Source organism: Streptomyces sp. NPDC087422 (genome assembly GCF_044744145.1).
Taxonomy (GTDB): Bacteria; Actinomycetota; Actinomycetes; order Streptomycetales; family Streptomycetaceae; genus Actinacidiphila.
Window position 1 is genome coordinate 214,764 of the sequence record NZ_JBIUXT010000010.1, and the last position, 16,793, is coordinate 231,556.

18 protein-coding genes are annotated in these 16,793 nt (G+C 69.8%); 15 read left to right on the forward strand and 3 right to left on the reverse strand.

Annotated features, from left to right (window positions below; genetic code table 11):
* The first annotated feature begins 50 nt into the window (after nt 1-50).
* The 5 genes from ACIO6U_RS28400 to tuf all read left to right on the forward strand — a co-directional run bounded on the left by ACIO6U_RS28400 (nt 51) and on the right by tuf (nt 5,156).
* A complete protein-coding gene (locus ACIO6U_RS28400; RefSeq protein WP_366823801.1) occupies nt 51-515 on the forward strand; it encodes a DUF1707 and DUF4190 domain-containing protein in 465 nt (154 codons plus the stop codon).
* Between the two features lie 250 nt (nt 516-765).
* Nucleotides 766-1,137, forward strand: a complete 372-nt coding sequence (gene rpsL / locus ACIO6U_RS28405; RefSeq protein WP_014144289.1) for a 30S ribosomal protein S12 — start codon at nt 766-768, stop codon at nt 1,135-1,137.
* 2 nt (nt 1,138-1,139) lie between these two features.
* Nucleotides 1,140-1,610 carry a 30S ribosomal protein S7 gene (gene rpsG, locus ACIO6U_RS28410; protein ID WP_093713199.1) on the forward strand — a complete coding sequence of 157 codons (471 nt, stop codon included), beginning with the start codon at nt 1,140-1,142 and terminating at the stop codon, nt 1,608-1,610.
* Nucleotides 1,611-1,648: 38 nt separating this feature from the next.
* Nucleotides 1,649-3,778, forward strand: coding sequence for an elongation factor G (gene fusA / locus ACIO6U_RS28415; protein ID WP_355340239.1), 2,130 nt, complete (start codon nt 1,649-1,651; stop codon nt 3,776-3,778).
* A 184-nt stretch (nt 3,779-3,962) separates the two neighbouring features.
* A complete protein-coding gene (gene tuf / locus ACIO6U_RS28420; protein WP_355340236.1) occupies nt 3,963-5,156 on the forward strand; it encodes an elongation factor Tu in 1,194 nt (397 codons plus the stop codon).
* An 87-nt stretch (nt 5,157-5,243) separates the two neighbouring features.
* Here the strand turns inward: tuf and ACIO6U_RS28425 are convergent, their stop codons facing one another.
* The 3 genes from ACIO6U_RS28425 to ACIO6U_RS28435 form a co-directional block, all read right to left on the reverse strand.
* Entirely contained in the window at nt 5,244-7,106 is a 1,863-nt protein-coding gene (locus tag ACIO6U_RS28425) for a PIG-L family deacetylase (RefSeq protein ID WP_401723413.1), read from the reverse strand.
* A 679-nt stretch (nt 7,107-7,785) separates the two neighbouring features.
* Entirely contained in the window at nt 7,786-9,552 is a 1,767-nt protein-coding gene (locus tag ACIO6U_RS28430) for a hypothetical protein (RefSeq protein WP_401723415.1), read from the reverse strand.
* Nucleotides 9,549-10,253: an ATP-binding cassette domain-containing protein gene (locus ACIO6U_RS28435; protein ID WP_391163439.1), complete on the reverse strand. Its 705-nt coding sequence runs from the start codon at nt 10,251-10,253 to the stop codon at nt 9,549-9,551. The genes ACIO6U_RS28430 and ACIO6U_RS28435 overlap by 4 nt, the downstream gene beginning before the upstream one ends.
* A gap of 203 nt (nt 10,254-10,456) precedes the next feature.
* Between ACIO6U_RS28435 and ACIO6U_RS28440 the strand changes: the two genes are divergently transcribed.
* From ACIO6U_RS28440 to rpsC, 10 genes are all read left to right on the forward strand, one after another.
* On the forward strand, nt 10,457-10,675 hold the full coding sequence (locus ACIO6U_RS28440) for a hypothetical protein (RefSeq protein WP_355340225.1): 219 nt from the start codon (nt 10,457-10,459) through the stop codon (nt 10,673-10,675).
* A 146-nt stretch (nt 10,676-10,821) separates the two neighbouring features.
* Nucleotides 10,822-11,955 carry a hypothetical protein gene (locus ACIO6U_RS28445; RefSeq protein ID WP_401723418.1) on the forward strand — a complete coding sequence of 378 codons (1,134 nt, stop codon included), beginning with the start codon at nt 10,822-10,824 and terminating at the stop codon, nt 11,953-11,955.
* A 407-nt stretch (nt 11,956-12,362) separates the two neighbouring features.
* A complete protein-coding gene (rpsJ, locus tag ACIO6U_RS28450; RefSeq protein WP_014144312.1) occupies nt 12,363-12,671 on the forward strand; it encodes a 30S ribosomal protein S10 in 309 nt (102 codons plus the stop codon).
* Between the two features lie 14 nt (nt 12,672-12,685).
* Nucleotides 12,686-13,330 carry a 50S ribosomal protein L3 gene (rplC, locus tag ACIO6U_RS28455; protein ID WP_188284641.1) on the forward strand — a complete coding sequence of 215 codons (645 nt, stop codon included), beginning with the start codon at nt 12,686-12,688 and terminating at the stop codon, nt 13,328-13,330.
* Nucleotides 13,331-13,335: 5 nt separating this feature from the next.
* The gene (gene rplD, locus ACIO6U_RS28460; protein ID WP_355340218.1) at nt 13,336-14,022 is read left to right on the forward strand and encodes a 50S ribosomal protein L4; all 687 of its coding nucleotides are present in this window, start codon (nt 13,336-13,338) and stop codon (nt 14,020-14,022) included.
* Nucleotides 14,022-14,363 (forward strand): 50S ribosomal protein L23, encoded by a 342-nt coding sequence (rplW, locus tag ACIO6U_RS28465; protein ID WP_188284643.1) that lies wholly within the window; start codon nt 14,022-14,024, stop codon nt 14,361-14,363. The genes rplD and rplW overlap by 1 nt, the downstream gene beginning before the upstream one ends.
* Nucleotides 14,364-14,411: 48 nt before the next feature.
* Nucleotides 14,412-15,248, forward strand: a complete 837-nt coding sequence (rplB, locus tag ACIO6U_RS28470; RefSeq protein ID WP_073492405.1) for a 50S ribosomal protein L2 — start codon at nt 14,412-14,414, stop codon at nt 15,246-15,248.
* Nucleotides 15,249-15,260: 12 nt separating this feature from the next.
* The gene (rpsS, locus tag ACIO6U_RS28475; protein ID WP_033177798.1) at nt 15,261-15,542 is read left to right on the forward strand and encodes a 30S ribosomal protein S19; all 282 of its coding nucleotides are present in this window, start codon (nt 15,261-15,263) and stop codon (nt 15,540-15,542) included.
* Between the two features lie 45 nt (nt 15,543-15,587).
* Nucleotides 15,588-15,935, forward strand: a complete 348-nt coding sequence (rplV, locus tag ACIO6U_RS28480; RefSeq protein WP_188284646.1) for a 50S ribosomal protein L22 — start codon at nt 15,588-15,590, stop codon at nt 15,933-15,935.
* Nucleotides 15,935-16,789 (forward strand): 30S ribosomal protein S3, encoded by an 855-nt coding sequence (rpsC, locus tag ACIO6U_RS28485; RefSeq protein ID WP_355340213.1) that lies wholly within the window; start codon nt 15,935-15,937, stop codon nt 16,787-16,789. The genes rplV and rpsC overlap by 1 nt, the downstream gene beginning before the upstream one ends.
* The last annotated feature ends 4 nt before the right edge of the window (nt 16,790-16,793 follow it).

A 16,793-nucleotide genomic window follows, 5' to 3' on the forward strand; every position in this document is an offset into this window, starting at 1 on the left:
CAGGGCGGCCATCCCTCTCGGGGATGGCCGCTCTGCGGCATTATGGATACATGCTTGCCGGGGATGCGGACAGAGAGCGCGCGGTGAACGTGCTGAACGAGGCGTTCACCGAGGGGCGGTTGAAGCAGGAAGAGTACGAGGACCGGTTGGGGCGTGCCTACGCGGCGCGTACGTACGGGGACTTGGACCGGCTGACAGCGGACATTCCGCGGCCGTCCTCGCCGTATCCGGTGCCTCCGACGTTCGGGGCGCCGCAGCCGTTCCGGTACGCGCCGCCGGTGGCGCCCGTGCCGAAGACGAACGGGGCGGCGATCGGGGCACTGGTGTGCTCATTGGTCGGGTCGCCGATCTTCGGGATGGCGTCAATCGGCGCGGTCGTGCTCGGGCACACCGCGAAGCGGCAGATCCGCGAGCGCGGTGAGCAGGGTGACGGGATGGCGACCGCCGGGTTGGTGATCGGTTATCTCGGGCTGGCTTTCTGGGCGCTGATCTGGGTGGTGGCAATCTTCGAGTAGTCACCGGCCTGCGCGTTTGCATTTGTTTTGACCGCAGCCGATGCGGTAGGTACGCTCTGACCTTGTGCCTGGGGTGTGCCCGGGTCCTCGCGCGTGCCATGCGACCGCGAGAGGGCACCGAGGCCGCGTCACCCGACATACGCACTTCTCCGTTGGTTCGGATTCGTGTGGGGTCCGCGACACACCCGACCGCGTGGGTCGGTCCCCAGGTTAGATTTATCGAGATCGGCACACAGAAACCGGAGAAACGGTGCCTACGATCCAGCAGTTGGTCCGAAAGGGCCGGCAGGACAAGGTCGAGAAGAACAAGACGCCCGCGCTGAAGGGTTCCCCGCAGCGTCGTGGCGTTTGCACGCGTGTGTACACGACCACCCCGAAGAAGCCGAACTCGGCGCTGCGCAAGGTCGCGCGCGTACGGCTGACCAGCGGTATCGAGGTCACGGCTTACATCCCGGGTGAGGGCCACAACCTCCAGGAGCACTCGATCGTGCTCGTGCGCGGCGGTCGTGTGAAGGACCTTCCGGGTGTTCGTTACAAGATCATCCGCGGTTCCCTCGACACGCAGGGCGTCAAGAACCGTAAGCAGGCTCGTAGCCGCTACGGCGCCAAGAAGGAGAAGTAAGCATGCCTCGTAAGGGCCCCGCCCCGAAGCGCCCGGTCATCATCGACCCGGTTTACGGCTCCCCGCTGGTGACGTCGCTCGTCAACAAGATCCTCCTGCACGGCAAGCGCTCCACCGCTGAGCGCATCGTGTACGGCGCCCTTGAGGGCCTTCGTGAGAAGTCGGGCAACGACCCGGTCATCACGCTGAAGCGCGCGCTGGAGAACATCAAGCCGACCCTTGAGGTCAAGTCCCGCCGCGTCGGCGGTGCGACCTACCAGGTGCCGGTCGAGGTCCGTCCGGGCCGTCAGAACACGCTGGCGCTCCGCTGGCTCGTCGGTTACTCCCGCGCCCGTCGCGAGAAGACGATGACCGAGCGTCTGATGAACGAGATCCTCGACGCCAGCAATGGCCTGGGTGCTTCCGTGAAGCGCCGCGAGGACACGCACAAGATGGCCGAGTCCAACAAGGCCTTCGCGCACTACCGCTGGTAGTCACCACCCACATCGAAACCGAGAGAAGACTGAGCCACATGGCCACCACTTCGCTTGACCTGGCCAGGGTCCGCAACATCGGGATCATGGCCCACATCGACGCGGGCAAGACGACGACCACCGAGCGGATCCTGTTCTACACCGGTGTTTCCTACAAGATCGGTGAAGTCCACGACGGCGCAGCCACCATGGACTGGATGGAGCAGGAGCAGGAGCGCGGCATCACGATCACGTCGGCCGCGACGACCTGTCACTGGCCGCTCGATGATGTCGACCACACCATCAACATCATCGACACCCCCGGTCACGTCGACTTCACCGTCGAGGTGGAGCGTTCGCTCCGCGTCCTCGACGGCGCCGTCACGGTGTTCGACGGTGTCGCCGGTGTGGAGCCGCAGTCCGAGACGGTGTGGCGTCAGGCCGACCGTTACGGCGTGCCCCGCATCTGCTTCGTCAACAAGCTCGACCGCACCGGCGCGGAGTTCCACCGCTGCGTCGACATGATCGTGGACCGCCTCGGCGCGGTGCCGCTGGTCATGCAGCTCCCGATCGGCGCGGAAGCCGACTTCAAGGGCGTGGTCGACCTCGTCCAGATGAAGGCGCTGGTCTGGTCCGCGGAAGCGACCAAGGGCGAGATGTACGACACCGTCGACATCCCGGACACCCACGTCGAAGCGGCCGACGAGTGGCGCGGCAAGTTGCTCGAGGCCGTCGCCGAGCACGACGACGCCATGATGGAGCTGTACCTGGAGGGCCAGGAGCCCGACCAGGACCAGTTGATCGCGGCCATCCGCCGGATCACCCTGGCCTCCAAGGGGACCAAGGACTCCGTCACCGTCACCCCCGTGTTCTGCGGCACCGCGTTCAAGAACAAGGGCGTTCAGCCCCTGCTCGACGCGGTCGTGCGCTACCTCCCGTCGCCGCTGGACGTCGAGGCCATCGAGGGCCACGCCGTCGGCAACGCCGACGAGATCATCAAGCGCCGGCCGTCCGACGAGGAGCCGTTCTCCGGCCTCGCGTTCAAGATCATGAGCGACCCGCACCTGGGCAAGCTCACCTTCGTCCGGGTCTACTCGGGCCGCCTGAACGCGGGTTCGGCTGTGCTGAACTCCGTCAAGGGCAAGAAGGAGCGCATCGGCAAGATCTACCGCATGCACGCGAACAAGCGTGAGGAGATCGAGTCGGTGGGCGCGGGCGACATCATCGCCGTCATGGGCCTGAAGCAGACCACCACCGGTGAGACGCTGTGCGACGACAAGAGCCCGGTGATCCTGGAGTCCATGGACTTCCCGGCGCCGGTGATCCAGGTCGCGATCGAGCCCAAGTCCAAGGGTGACCAGGAGAAGCTGGGTGTCGCCATCCAGCGGCTCTCGGAGGAGGACCCCTCCTTCCAGGTCCACTCGGACGAGGAGACCGGCCAGACCATCATCGGCGGTATGGGCGAGCTGCACCTCGAGGTGCTGGTCGACCGTATGCGGCGCGAGTTCAAGGTCGAGGCCAACGTCGGCAAGCCGCAGGTCGCGTACCGCGAGACCATCCGCAAGACGGTCGAGCGCATTGACTACACCCACAAGAAGCAGACCGGTGGTACCGGTCAGTTCGCGAAGGTGCAGATCATGCTGGAGCCGCTGGAAGGCGGCGACGCGACCTACGAGTTCGTCAACAAGGTCACCGGTGGCCGCATCCCCCGCGAGTACATCCCGTCGGTGGACGCCGGTGCGCAGGAGGCCATGAAGTTCGGCATCCTGGCCGGCTACGAGATGGTGGGCGTCCGCGTCACCCTGATCGACGGCGGCTACCACGAGGTCGACTCCTCCGAACTGGCATTCAAGATCGCCGGTTCGCAGGCGTTCAAGGAGGGTGCCCGCAAGGCGAGCCCCGTGCTCCTCGAACCGATGATGGCCGTCGAGGTCACCACGCCCGAGGACTACATGGGCGATGTCATCGGCGACCTCAACTCCCGCCGTGGCCAGATCCAGGCCATGGAGGAGCGCAGCGGCGCCCGTGTCGTCAAGGGCCTGGTTCCGCTGTCGGAGATGTTCGGCTACGTCGGTGACCTGCGGTCCAAGACCTCGGGCCGGGCCAGCTACTCCATGCAGTTCGACTCCTACGCCGAGGTTCCGCGGAACGTCGCCGAGGAGATCATCGCGAAGGCCAAGGGCGAGTAACGCCTGAAATCCTCAGCGCGTTTCACCCTTTAGGCTTGACAGCAGGCTTCGGGGCAATCCGCCGCAAACCGGAAGGTGTGTACCGGACGGTGCGCGGCGGGTGCCCCGGCAGTCCGCATTCCAGCAAAGATCACCTGGCGCCGATGAAGCAAGGCGTACAGATCCACTCCCCAGGAGGACCCCAGTGGCGAAGGCGAAGTTCGAGCGGACTAAGCCGCACGTCAACATCGGCACCATCGGTCACATCGACCACGGTAAGACGACCCTTACCGCGGCGATCACCAAGGTGCTGCACGACGCGTACCCGAACCTGAACGAGGCCTCGGCCTTCGACCAGATCGACAAGGCTCCTGAGGAGCGCCAGCGCGGTATCACCATCTCGATCGCGCACGTCGAGTACCAGACCGAGTCGCGTCACTACGCGCACGTCGACTGCCCCGGTCACGCGGACTACATCAAGAACATGATCACCGGTGCGGCGCAGATGGACGGCGCCATCCTGGTGGTCGCCGCGACCGACGGCCCGATGCCGCAGACCAAGGAGCACGTGCTCCTGGCCCGCCAGGTCGGCGTGCCGTACATCGTCGTCGCCCTGAACAAGGCCGACATGGTGGACGACGAGGAGATCCTGGAGCTCGTCGAGCTCGAGGTCCGTGAGCTGCTCTCCGAGTACGAGTTCCCGGGCGACGACCTGCCGGTCGTGCGCGTCTCCGCGCTCAAGGCGCTTGAGGGCGACAAGGAGTGGGGCGAGAAGCTCCTCGGCCTCATGGAGGCCGTGGACACCGCGATCCCGACCCCCGAGCGTGACGTCGACAAGCCGTTCCTGATGCCGATCGAGGACGTCTTCACGATCACCGGTCGTGGCACCGTCGTCACCGGCCGCATCGAGCGTGGTGTGCTGAAGGTCAACGAGACCGTTGACATCATCGGCATCAAGCAGGACAAGACCACCACCACGGTCACCGGCATCGAGATGTTCCGCAAGCTGCTCGACGAGGGCCAGGCCGGTGAGAACGTCGGTCTGCTCCTCCGTGGCATCAAGCGCGAGGATGTCGAGCGCGGCCAGGTCATCATCAAGCCCGGTTCGGTCACCCCGCACACCGAGTTCGAGGCCCAGGCCTACATCCTGTCGAAGGACGAGGGTGGCCGTCACACCCCCTTCTTCAACAACTACCGTCCGCAGTTCTACTTCCGCACCACGGACGTGACCGGCGTCGTGACCCTCCCCGAGGGCACCGAGATGGTCATGCCGGGCGACAACACGGCCATGAGCGTCCAGCTCATCCAGCCGATCGCCATGGAAGAGGGCCTGAAGTTCGCCATCCGTGAGGGTGGGCGCACGGTGGGTGCCGGTCAGGTCACGAAGATCAACAAGTAGTGGCTCGCGGCTCGCTCTGAGCCAACGAGGGTGCCCCGGATCGCTTCCCGCGATCCGGGGCACCTTTGCGTTGCGCCCGGCCAGGCCCTAGAAGGCGAGGGACTGGTGGAAGACGCGGGGGGTGGCGGGGAGGGTGTAGCGGAGTGACAGGGGGCCGGAGGGGGTGAGGGCGGCGGAGGGGAGGCCGCCGGGGGCGGGGAGGGACGGGAGGGGGGCGTAGGCGACGGCGCCGCCCGGCTTGGACTGGGCCCAGTGGTGGACGGTGGTGTGGCCGGAGGCGAAGACGTGGATACGGCCACGGCGGTCGGTGACGACGGCCAGCCCGTCCTGGACCTCGGCGCCGCCGAGATCGCGCCAGGGGCTCCAGACGCCGGCGGTCAGCACCCGGGTGCTGACCCCCTTGGCCGCGTTGCGCGCGAAGAGGTGCACGCTGCCGTCAGGGGCCGCGACGGCGACCGGCGCACCGGTCCTGCGCGTACGGTCCGGGTGCGTCTCGGGACTGCCGAGCGAGGACCAGCCCCCGTCGCGCCACATCACGATGTCGCGGGTGTTCGGCCCGCCGTGCCCCTCCAGGACGGCGAAGCGCAGCGCGAACAGCAGGGTGCCGCCGTCGCGGGTCCGTACGCAGGACAGCGCCGGGGCCAGCGTCCCGCCGCCGAGATCCTGGGGCGGCCCCCAGACCCCGCTGCCCGGCCGGGTCTCCTCGCGCCGCACCGCCCGCGTACCGAGCACTTCGTACGCGGCCCCGCCGACCACGATCCGGCGCGCCCCCGGATAGCGGCGGTGCGTCGAGCGGATCCACCCCTTGGGGTTGGCCAGCGGCTCGTTCTCGCCCTGGCCGTAGTCACCGCAGCCGCCCGGATTCCCGCAGCGCCACGCCTGGTTGCCGCCGTACTGGAAGAGGAAGCGCGCCTTGAGCGCCACGGTCGCGGGCGGCAGGTTGTACGGCCAGTGGTGGTTGTAGTAGCCGCGGTACGCGGTGGTGCTGAAGGCGGGCACCGCCCGGCCGGGGCCGTTCGCCGACTCCGACACCCACTGCGCCATCGCCTTCCAGGTGAACAGCGCCGTCGCGGTGTGGTCCCGGTGGTCGGAGAAGCCGGGCTGCTCACTGGCGGCCGGATGCCGCTTGTCGTGCACCTGGATGTCGGGGTCCGGGTCGAGCGTCCTGATCTCCGTCGGGCGGAAACGTTCCATCAGCCCGGCCAGGACGTCCACCAGCTTCTGGTGGGTGTACGTGCCGCGGCCGTTGGCGGGCGCGGGCGCGTTCTGCGCCACCACGTACGACAGTACGGTGCCCGGCACCTCCCACATCATCGGCAGGCTCGCGCTGGAACTCAGCTCGTGCATCGACACCTGGAGGAACACCAGGCGCGCGTGCATCGCGCCGTGCCGCAGCTCGTCCACCTCCGCGTGCAGACCGCCGCCGACGTCGATCACGTCGGTGGTCCACCGGGTGAAGTGCGGCAGCCCCAGCATCGTCGCGTACGCCTGCCGCAGGCCCTGGTGGCGGGAGGAGGAGTACGCGGCCTGGTCCCTGCGGTGGCGCCTGCGCGGGCCGAACGGTTCGTGGTTGACGCCTGTCGACTCGCCCGCCGTCACGTACACCGACACCACGGGCGTGCCCGCCTGGAGCGAGTGCAGCGTGTCCGGGTTCATGAAGAACAGGTCGTCGTCCGGGTGCGCCATCACCTGGAGCACCAGCGGGTCGCCCTGCGGGCGGTACGGCTGCGTCGCCAGCGGGTCCGCCGGGGCCGGGAGCCGGCGCGGGGCGGTGTCCTGGGCCTGGGAGGTGCAGCCGCTCAGGGCCGCTGCCGCGGCCGTCGCTCCCGCCGTCGCCACCGCTGCCGTCAGCAGGGAGCGGCGGGAGGGGTGGTCTGGGCTGTGGTGGTCCTTCACGCCCGCTAAGAGCCGCTTCGCGGCGGTCAGGTTGCCTCCCTCCTCCGCCGACACCTCGCGCAGGACGGTGCCTCGTCAGGGGCGCGGGCAACCCACCACCGGCCGGTGGTCCGGGGACAACCGGTCTGCCCCGCTGGGGCGGGTGGTGACGTGCGGCGGCGTGGTGGCTGGTGGCGCAGTTCCCCGCGCCCCTTAAAGGATCGGCTCGCCGTCCGGGCGAAAGACGGTGCGCCCCGTCAGAGGCGAACCCCTCACCGGCGGGTGGTCCGGGGACAACCGGTCTGCCCCGCTGGGGCGGGTGGTGAGGTGCGGGAGCGTCGTGGCTGAGCGCGCAGTTCCCCGCGCCCCTTGAAGATCGGCTCGCCGTCCGGGCGAAAGACGGTGCGCCCCGTCAGAGGCGAACCCCTCACCGGCGGGTGGTCCGGGGACAACCGGTCTGCCCCGTTGGGGCGGGTGGTGACGTGCGGGGGCGTCGTGGCTGGTGGCGCAGTTCCTCGCGCCCCTTGAAGGATCGGCTTGCCGTTCGGGCGAAAGGGGGTGGGCCCCGTCAGGGGCGCGGGGAACTGCGCGGGTAACCCACCACCGGCCGGTGGTCCGGGGACAACCGGTCTGCCCCGCTGGGGCGGGTGGTGAGGTGCGGGGGCGTCGTGGCTGAGCGCGCAGTTCCTCGCGCCCCTGAAGACCTGGCCCTGCGCGAGGGCGCCGGCTTTTTTTGGGGGACCCCCCGGAGGGGTCAGTGGCGGATGAGGCGGTCGGCGGCGCGGGTGGTGAGGAGGAGAAGGAGGGCGGTGAGGAGGGCGGTGGGGAGGAGGAGCTGGGCGGCGGAGCCGGGGTGGAGGCCGTGGACGAGGGGCGGGTCGAGGAGGAGGGCGAGGGCGGTGACGGAGACGAGGGGCCCGGCGGCGTACCAGGCGAGGAAGATCAGCGGGCCGGGCCCGCCGACGGGGGAGCCGCCGCCGAGGAAGAGGAGCTGGGTGCGGGCGGGGCCGCGGCACGCGGAGAAGAGGGCGGCGGCGGTGAAGGGCGGGGCGCACAGGGGCATGAGCAGCAGCGCCGAGGGGGTGCCGGTCACGGCGAAGGGGACCGCGGCGAGCAGGCCGAGGAGCGCGCCGAGGACGGCGGGCACGACGGCGTGGTGCAGCATCAGCGTACGGAAGCGGAACGGCGCCCAGGCGGCCCGCCGCACATCGTCGGTCTCCAGCCGCGCCGCCTCGGCGAGCGCGCCGACCGCCATGTAGCCGAAGAGCAGGCCGAGGACGAGGCCGACGATCCGCCGCTCCCCGCCGAGGTCCACGCCGAGCCCCGCGGTGGCGGCGCCGCACGCGGTCCAGACGGCGGCCTTGCCGAGCCGCCCGGGAGCCCGCAGCAGCGCCAGCAGGTCGCGCCACTCGACGACGAAGTGCCGGCCGAGCCGCCCGCGCGGCGGGCGCAGCCGCAGCCCGCGGGCGGTGGACGCGCCGCCCGCCTCCATGATCGCCAGCTTGGCGGCGCGCAGCTCCATCGACCACATCACGGAGGACACGGTGGTGGCCGTCGCCGCCCGCTCCCTGAGCTGCGTGGTCGGCACGCGGGCCGCGTCCCCGTACGCGCGGACGGTGGCGACGGCGGTGAGCGCCACCAGCAGCACGACCGCGGCGGGCCAGCCGGGCACCGAGCCGCCGGTGGCCCGTACGACCGGCTGCGCGGCCCAGCCCCACGGCCCCGACCACAGCTCGATCCACTCCAGGACCGACGAGCGGTGGCCGGTCGCGGCCAGGACGGTCTGGGCGGTCAGCGCGCCCAGCAGCAGGACGGCGGGCGCGGTCCACCGCTGGACGGCCCGGATCAGCCGGGGCCGCCGCTCGACGGCCATGCCGAGCGCGACCGCGAGCAGCGGCAGGCACAGCGCGGCCGGGAGCACCCCGAGCAGCGCGGGGCCGATCGCCGCGCGCCCGGTGACGCGCAGTACGACGCCGCCCGCGACCCCCACCAGCAGGCCGGGGATCAGCGCGATCCCGGCGGAGAGCCGGAACCACGGGCGCAGCACCGCCGCCCGCCGTACCGGCTGGGCCAGCAGCCAGCCCACGGTCGGGCCCGGCACGACGACCGGGCCGCGCCACAGCGCGTCGCGCGCCGCGAAGAGCGCGAGGGCGACGGTCAGGGTCGTGAACAGCGCGGGCAGCCCGCGCTGGAGGTCCCGGCCGACCCCGCTGTAGTCCGCGCCGTTCTCCAGCTCCCGCAGGAAGTGCACGGCCACCCCGCTGCCGTACCCGATGCCGCCGAGCAGCACGGAGTACAGCAGGACGGCCAGGTCCCGGCCCTGTTCCCTGCGGTGTGCCCGGCGCTTGCGCTTCAGCCAGGCCAGCGTCTCGGCCGTCCGGTCGTCGTCCTCCTCGCTCCAGACCTCGTCGGGGTCCGGGTCCCCGAGGTCGGACGCGACGTCGGTCGCGACGCCGGAGTCGTCGCCGTCGTCCACCGGGTCCCGGCCGTCCGCCTGCGGCGGGATCGACGCGGCCGTCACGGGCGCAGCCCCAGCTCGCGCAGGACCGTGGCGGGCGCGCCGGAGGCGATCACACGGCCGTCCTCCAGGGCGATCATGCGGTCGGCGACGGCCTCGGCGAGGTCGGGCTGGTGGGTGGCGAGCAGTACGGCGACGCCGTCGGCCTTCTCCGCGACGAGGAGTTCGGCCAGGCGGCGCCGGGCGTCGGGGTCGAGGCGCTGTTCGGGCTCGTCGAGCACGAGCAGGTCGCGGGGGCGGACGAGGGCGGCGGCCAGCAGCAGGGACTGCATCTGGCCGGAGGAGAGCGAGCCCGGCAGGGCGTTGGCGTGGTCGGACAGCCGCCGGTCGGCCAGCACCTGGTCGATCCAGGCGGCGGCGTCGTCCACGGCGTGCGCGACGGTGACCAGCTCCAGGTGCTCGCGGACGGTCAGGTCCGGGTAGCAGGCGACGGTGTCGCCGACGACCGCGACCCTGGCGCGTACCTCGGGGTCGTCCTCGCTCATGGTGCGGCCCGCGAACAGCGCCTCTCCCGAGGTGGGCGCGTCCCGGCCGCTGGCGATCCGCAGCAGGGTGGACTTGCCGGAGCCGTTGTGGCCGAACAGGGCCGTGCAGCGGCCCGGCGCCAGGCTCAGGTCGAGCGGCAGCAGCGCCTTGCGTTCCCCGTAGGTCCTGCTCACCTTCCGCAGTCGCAGGAGCGCGCCCGCACCCTTGGTCGCCTTCATGCGGGGCCTCCGTGCCGAGGTGGGTGGATACGTCGTGACCTTAGTACGACGGGTACGGCGGCCCGGCCGCCGGTCGGCACAGCGCCGCCGCATTGGTATAGACCTATAGTGGGTCGCCCGGATAGCATGCGAGCGCAATCGCACCACCTCCGCACGGTCCCTGACTGTCTGTCAGGGAATCACCCTGTTCAAGGAGTTGGAACGTGAGACAACGCATCGGACTGCTCGCCGCCGCCGCGGTGGCGATCCTGGCCCCGCTCGGCGCCGCGACCTCCGCCAGCGCCGCGGGCGAATTCCACGTCTCGGGCGTCTACTACACGCAGGAACAGTGCCAGGCGGCGGGCGCCGCGGGCGTCGCGCTCTGGGGTCCCAACTACTTCTGCTCCCAGGCCAACGGCTTCGTGTACCTCTACACGCACTGACCCCGTGACCCCGCGGACCCGCTGATCCCACCGGGGTCACCGGCGGCACGGGACCGGGGGCGCGGCGCGGGCCCGCCCCCGGTCGTCACCGTGACGACACCCGAACGTCTTCCTGCGGTGGTTCGTTCAGGACAGAATCACCCCTCGTGACGATGACGGATGCCACGGAGACCGCCCACGCCGGCGGGAACGGCCCTGCGGCGCTGCTGCGCGGACTGCTGGTCGGCGGGGCGTTCGGCGCCGGGGTGGCGGCGATCGTGGTCGGCGGCACCATCGGCAAGGTCGCGGTGTGGGGCAGCGGTATCGCGGCCCTGGCGCTGCTGGTCCTGACCACGGCCGCGTTCAGCGCGCGGCGCCGGGTGCGGCGGCCGGTCGTGGAGCGGGTCAAGGCCGTCGCCATGATCGAGAGCAGGCGCGCCACCAGCGGGGAGTACGCGGACGTGCCGGTGGCCTTCGACCTGACCGTGGCGCCGGACGACCGGCCCGCGTTCCGGGCCCACGTCCACCGGTCGGTGAATCTGGTCGACCTCCCCGACTTCCCGGTGCGCGGCATCGTGGTGGTCGAGTACCGGCCCGACAGGCCGTGGGACGTCACGATCGTCAGCGAGCCGGACGCGGAGTGGGCGAGCCGGGCGGCGCGGGCGTCGCTGGACTCGGCGCCGGAGTCCACGCGGGTCCGCGATCCGGAGAAGGCCGGCCCCTGGTGCGCGATCGCCGTCCTCGGCATGCTGGCCGGCGCCGCGGTCGTCGTCCTGGTCTTCCGCGGCGACCTCTTCACGGACGACCCGGCGAAGCCCTCCTCGTCCGCGACGAGCCCCGGCGCCTTCGGCGGTTCCGGCCGTTCCGGCGGTTCCGGCGCCACGAGCACGACCGTCTCGCGGAGCGTGACCACGGCCGACGTCAGCACCTCGATCCTCATCGGAGGGCAGTTGCGCGCCACCTCCGACGCGCTGCTCAAGGCCGGGGTGTCCACCGCCGTCAGCGTCAGCGTCACCGACCGCCGTATGACGGCCCGCGGCACGAAGCCGGACGAGTGGGCACCGGGTCAACTGCCCGTGGTGCTGACCGACCTGCCGTACGAGCGGATGCCGGAACTCGTCAGGGAGGCCAGGACCAACCTCGGGGTCACGGGCGCGGGCGCCGGCTCCTGGAGGATCGACATCGCCCGCGACGCGAAGACCAGGGCCGTGGTGATCCGGGTGACCGTCACCGGCGGCAACGGCACGGCCGACGTGCAAGCGGACGGAACAGGACGTATCACCGCGACCCACTCGCTGTGAGGGCCGCCGCCGCACGCCTCAACGAGCCCAGGTTTGGCGGCCGAACGCGGAGGGGTAAGCTTTCCGGCCCGATTGGCCACGGCCATGCCCCATATGGCACACTGTCCAAGTTGCTCGGTCGAGCGCCGATGCTGCGCGCCTCCCGTCGGGAGGACCGGAAGCGAGTCCCACAGTACTCGTCGCCTTAACTGCCCCTCGGGGCAGCGCTGGGGCGGACGTACGGGAATCTTCCGGGAAGCGTGAGCGCGGTTCCGACCAGGCATCCGGTGGGTGTTATCTCCCACGCAACCCCCTGAAGAGGGATTTCCGCATGCGGAAATTCGCGGAAGGGGCGCGACACGCCCGACCGCGTGGGTCGGCGAAGCGGATGTCAGAGCGTAAACAGAGACAAGGACTACGGAGTAGCCATGGCGGGACAGAAGATCCGCATCCGGCTCAAGGCCTACGACCACGAGGTCATCGACTCCTCGGCGAAGAAGATCGTCGAGACGGTGACGCGTACTGGTGCGCAGGTCGCGGGCCCGGTGCCGCTGCCCACTGAGAAGAACGTGTACTGCGTCATCAAGTCGCCGCACAAGTACAAGGACTCGCGCGAGCACTTCGAGATGCGCACGCACAAGCGCCTGATCGACATCCTCGACCCGACGCCCAAGACCGTTGACTCGTTGATGCGCCTGGACCTTCCGGCCGGCGTCGACATCGAGATCAAGCTCTGAGAGGCGCGGAGAAGATGACCAAGCAGATCAAGGGCATCCTGGGCGAGAAGCTCGGCATGACCCAGGTCTGGGACGAGAACAACCGTGTCGTCCCAGTGACTGTCGTCAAGGCCGGTCCGAACGTTGTGACCCAGGTCCGTACGAACGACGCCGACGGTTACGAGTCGGTTCAGCTCGCCTTCGGCGAGATCGACCCGCGCAAGGTGAACAAGCCCCTCAAGGGCCACTTCGCGAAGGCCGACGTCACCCCCCGCCGCCACCTGGTGGAGCTGCGCACCGCGGACGCCGCGGAGTACACGCTCGGCCAGGAGATCACCGCCGAGGTGTTCGAGGCAGGCGTCAAGGTCGACGTGACCGGCAAGAGCAAGGGCAAGGGCTTCGCCGGTGTCATGAAGCGTCACAACTTCAAGGGCCTCGGCGCCGGGCACGGCGTGCAGCGCAAGCACCGCTCGCCGGGCTCCATCGGTGGCTGCGCCACCCCCGGCCGTGTCTTCAAGGGCATGCGCATGGCGGGCCGCATGGGCAACGAGCGGGTCACCACCCAGAACCTGACCGTCCACGCCGTTGACGCGGAGAAGGGACTGCTGCTCATCAAGGGCGCTATCCCCGGTCCGAACGGCGGCCTCGTCCTGGTCCGCACCGCGGCCAAGGGGGCCTGAAGGCTATGAGCACCATCAACGTCCTGTCGCCGTCGGGCGACACCGCCGGGACCGTAGAACTCCCGGCCGAGATCTTCGACGCCAAGGTCAGCATCCCGCTGATCCACCAGGTCGTCGTCGCGCAGCTCGCCGCCGCCCGCCAGGGCACGCACAAGGTGAAGACGCGTGGCGAGGTCCGCGGTGGTGGCCGCAAGCCGTACCGCCAGAAGGGCACCGGCCGCGCCCGTCAGGGCTCGACCCGCGCCCCGCAGTTCGCCGGCGGTGGCGTCGTCCACGGTCCCGTACCGCGTGACTACTCGCAGCGCACCCCCAAGAAGATGGTCAAGGCCGCCCTCCGCGGCGCCCTGACCGACCGTGCGCGGCACAACCGCATCCACGTCGTCTCCGGCGTCGTCGAGGGCTCCGCCCCGTCGACGAAGGCCGCCAAGAGCCTGCTCGGCAAGATCAGCGAGCGCAAGAACGTGCTCCTGGTCATCGAGCGCGCCGACGAGGCCGCGTGGCTTTCCGCCCGCAACCTGCCCCAGGTGCACATCCTGGACGCAGGCCAGCTCAACACGTACGACGTGCTCGTCTCCGACGACGTGGTCTTCACCAAGGACGCCTTCGAGCGTTTCGTGGCGGGATCCGGTCCTGAGTCGGCCTCCGGCAAGGCCGTCGCCTCCGAGGATGAGCTCGAAGGGAGCGAAGCCTGATGAGCGACGACACGACCACCACCGGACCCGTGATCACCAGCAAGACGTACACGGACCCCCGTGACCTCTTGATCAAGCCGGTGGTCTCGGAGAAGAGCTACGCGCTGCTGGACGAGAACAAGTACACGTTCGTCGTCGACCCGCGCGCGAACAAGACCCAGATCAAGCAGGCCGTCGAGGCGGTCTTCTCGGTCAAGGTCACCGGGGTCAACACGATCAACCGGCAGGGCAAGCGCAAGCGCACCCGCACCGGTTTCGGCAAGCGCGCCAACACCAAGCGCGCCATCGTGACCCTTGCCGAGGGCGACCGAATCGACATCTTCGGCGGCCCGGTCTCCTAACGGAGGCCGGATCGTGTCGAAGTCCTGAATTCATCCGAGGACTGAGAAATGGGTATCCGCAAGTACAAGCCGACGACTCCGGGCCGTCGTGGCTCCAGCGTCGCCGACTTTGTCGAGATCACGCGGTCCACGCCGGAGAAGTCGCTGGTCCGCCCGCTGCACAGCAAGGGCGGCCGTAACAACGCCGGTCGTGTGACCGTCCGCCACCAAGGCGGTGGCCACAAGCGCGCCTACCGTGTCATCGACTTCCGTCGCCATGACAAGGACGGCGTGCCCGCCAAGGTCGCGCACATCGAGTACGACCCCAACCGCACCGCGCGCATCGCGCTGCTGCACTACGCGGACGGCGAGAAGCGCTACATCCTCGCCCCCGCGAAGCTCCAGCAGGGTGACCGGATCGAGAACGGCCCCAACGCCGACATCAAGCCGGGCAACAACCTGCCGCTGCGCAACATCCCGGTGGGTACGACGATCCACGCGATCGAGCTGCGGCCCGGTGGCGGCGCGAAGATCTCCCGCTCCGCGGGCGCTTCCGTCCAGCTACTGGCGAAGGAAGGCACCATGGCCACCCTTCGCATGCCGTCCGGTGAAGTCCGCATGGTCGACGTCCGCTGCCGCGCCACGATCGGCGAGGTCGGCAACGCCGAGCAGTCGAACATCAACTGGGGCAAGGCCGGCCGCATGCGCTGGAAGGGCGTCCGCCCGACCGTCCGCGGTGTCGCCATGAACCCGGTGGACCACCCGCACGGTGGTGGTGAGGGCAAGACCTCCGGTGGTCGCCACCCGGTCTCCCCGTGGGGTCAGAAGGAAGGTCGTACTCGCTCGCCGAAGAAGGCATCGAGCAAGTACATCGTCCGCCGCCGCAAGACGAACAAGAAGCGCTAGGAGCGGGTTTAGATGCCGCGCAGTCTCAAGAAGGGGCCCTTCGTCGACGACCACCTGATCAAGAAGGTGGACGTACAGAACGAAGCAGGCACCAAGAACGTCATCAAGACCTGGTCCCGCCGCTCGATGATCATCCCGGCGATGCTGGGTCACACGATCGCGGTGCACGACGGCCGTAAGCACGTCCCGGTGTTCGTCACTGAGTCGATGGTCGGCCACAAGCTCGGCGAGTTCGCACCGACCCGCACCTTCCGCGGGCACGAGAAGGACGACCGCAAGTCGCGGCGTCGCTGAGCGGGCTGAACCGTGACGACGAAGACAGACACTGAAGGGACAACCATGGAAGCCAGGGCCCAGGCGCGGTACATCCGCGTCACGCCCATGAAGGCCCGCCGCGTGGTGGACCTCATCCGTGGCATGGACGCCACGGAGGCTCAGGCGGTCCTGCGTTTCACCCCGCAGGCCGCGAGCGTGCCGGTCGGCAAGGTGCTGGACAGCGCCATTGCCAACGCCGCGCACAACTACGACCACACCGACGCCGAGTCGCTGTTCATCAGCGAGGCGTATGTGGACGAGGGTCCGACCCTCAAGCGGTTCCGGCCGCGCGCCCAGGGCCGCGCCTACCGCATCCGCAAGCGGACCAGCCACATCACCGTGGTCGTCGCCAGCAAGGGAGAGACCCGGTAATGGGCCAGAAGGTAAACCCGTACGGGTTCCGCCTCGGCATCACCACGGACTTCAAGTCCCGCTGGTACGCCGACAAGCTGTACAAGGACTACGTCAAGGAAGACGTGGCCATCCGCAAGATGATGACGCAGGGCATGGAGCGCGCCGGTATCTCCAAGGTGGAGATCGAGCGCACCCGTGACCGCGTCCGCGTCGACATCCACACCGCCCGGCCGGGCATCGTCATCGGCCGTCGCGGCGCGGAGGCCGACCGCATCCGCGGTGACCTGGAGAAGCTGACCGGCAAGCAGGTCCAGCTCAACATCCTCGAGGTCAAGAACCCGGAGATGGACGCTCAGTTGGTGGCCCAGGCCGTCGCCGAGCAGCTCTCCTCGCGCGTCTCCTTCCGCCGTGCCATGCGCAAGAGCATGCAGGGCACCATGAAGGCCGGCGCCAAGGGCATCAAGATCCAGTGCGGTGGCCGCCTCGGCGGCGCCGAGATGTCCCGCTCCGAGTTCTACCGCGAGGGCCGTGTCCCGCTGCACACCCTGCGCGCCAACGTGGACTACGGCTTCTTCGAGGCCAAGACCACCTTCGGCCGTATCGGTGTCAAGGTGTGGATCTACAAGGGCGACGTCAAGAACATCGCCGAGGTCCGCGCCGACAACGCCGCGGCCCGTGCGGGCAACCGCCCGGCGCGTGGTGGCGGCAACGAGCGTCCGCAGCGCCGCGGTGGCGAGCGCGGTGGCCGCGGTGGCGGTGGCGGCCGTCGTCCTCAGACCGACGGCGCGTCCGGCTCCCCGGCCTCCAAGACGGATGTTCCTGCCGTCGAGGCCCCGGCAGCAGCCGCGGAGACCCCCGGAACGGAAGGCTAAGTAC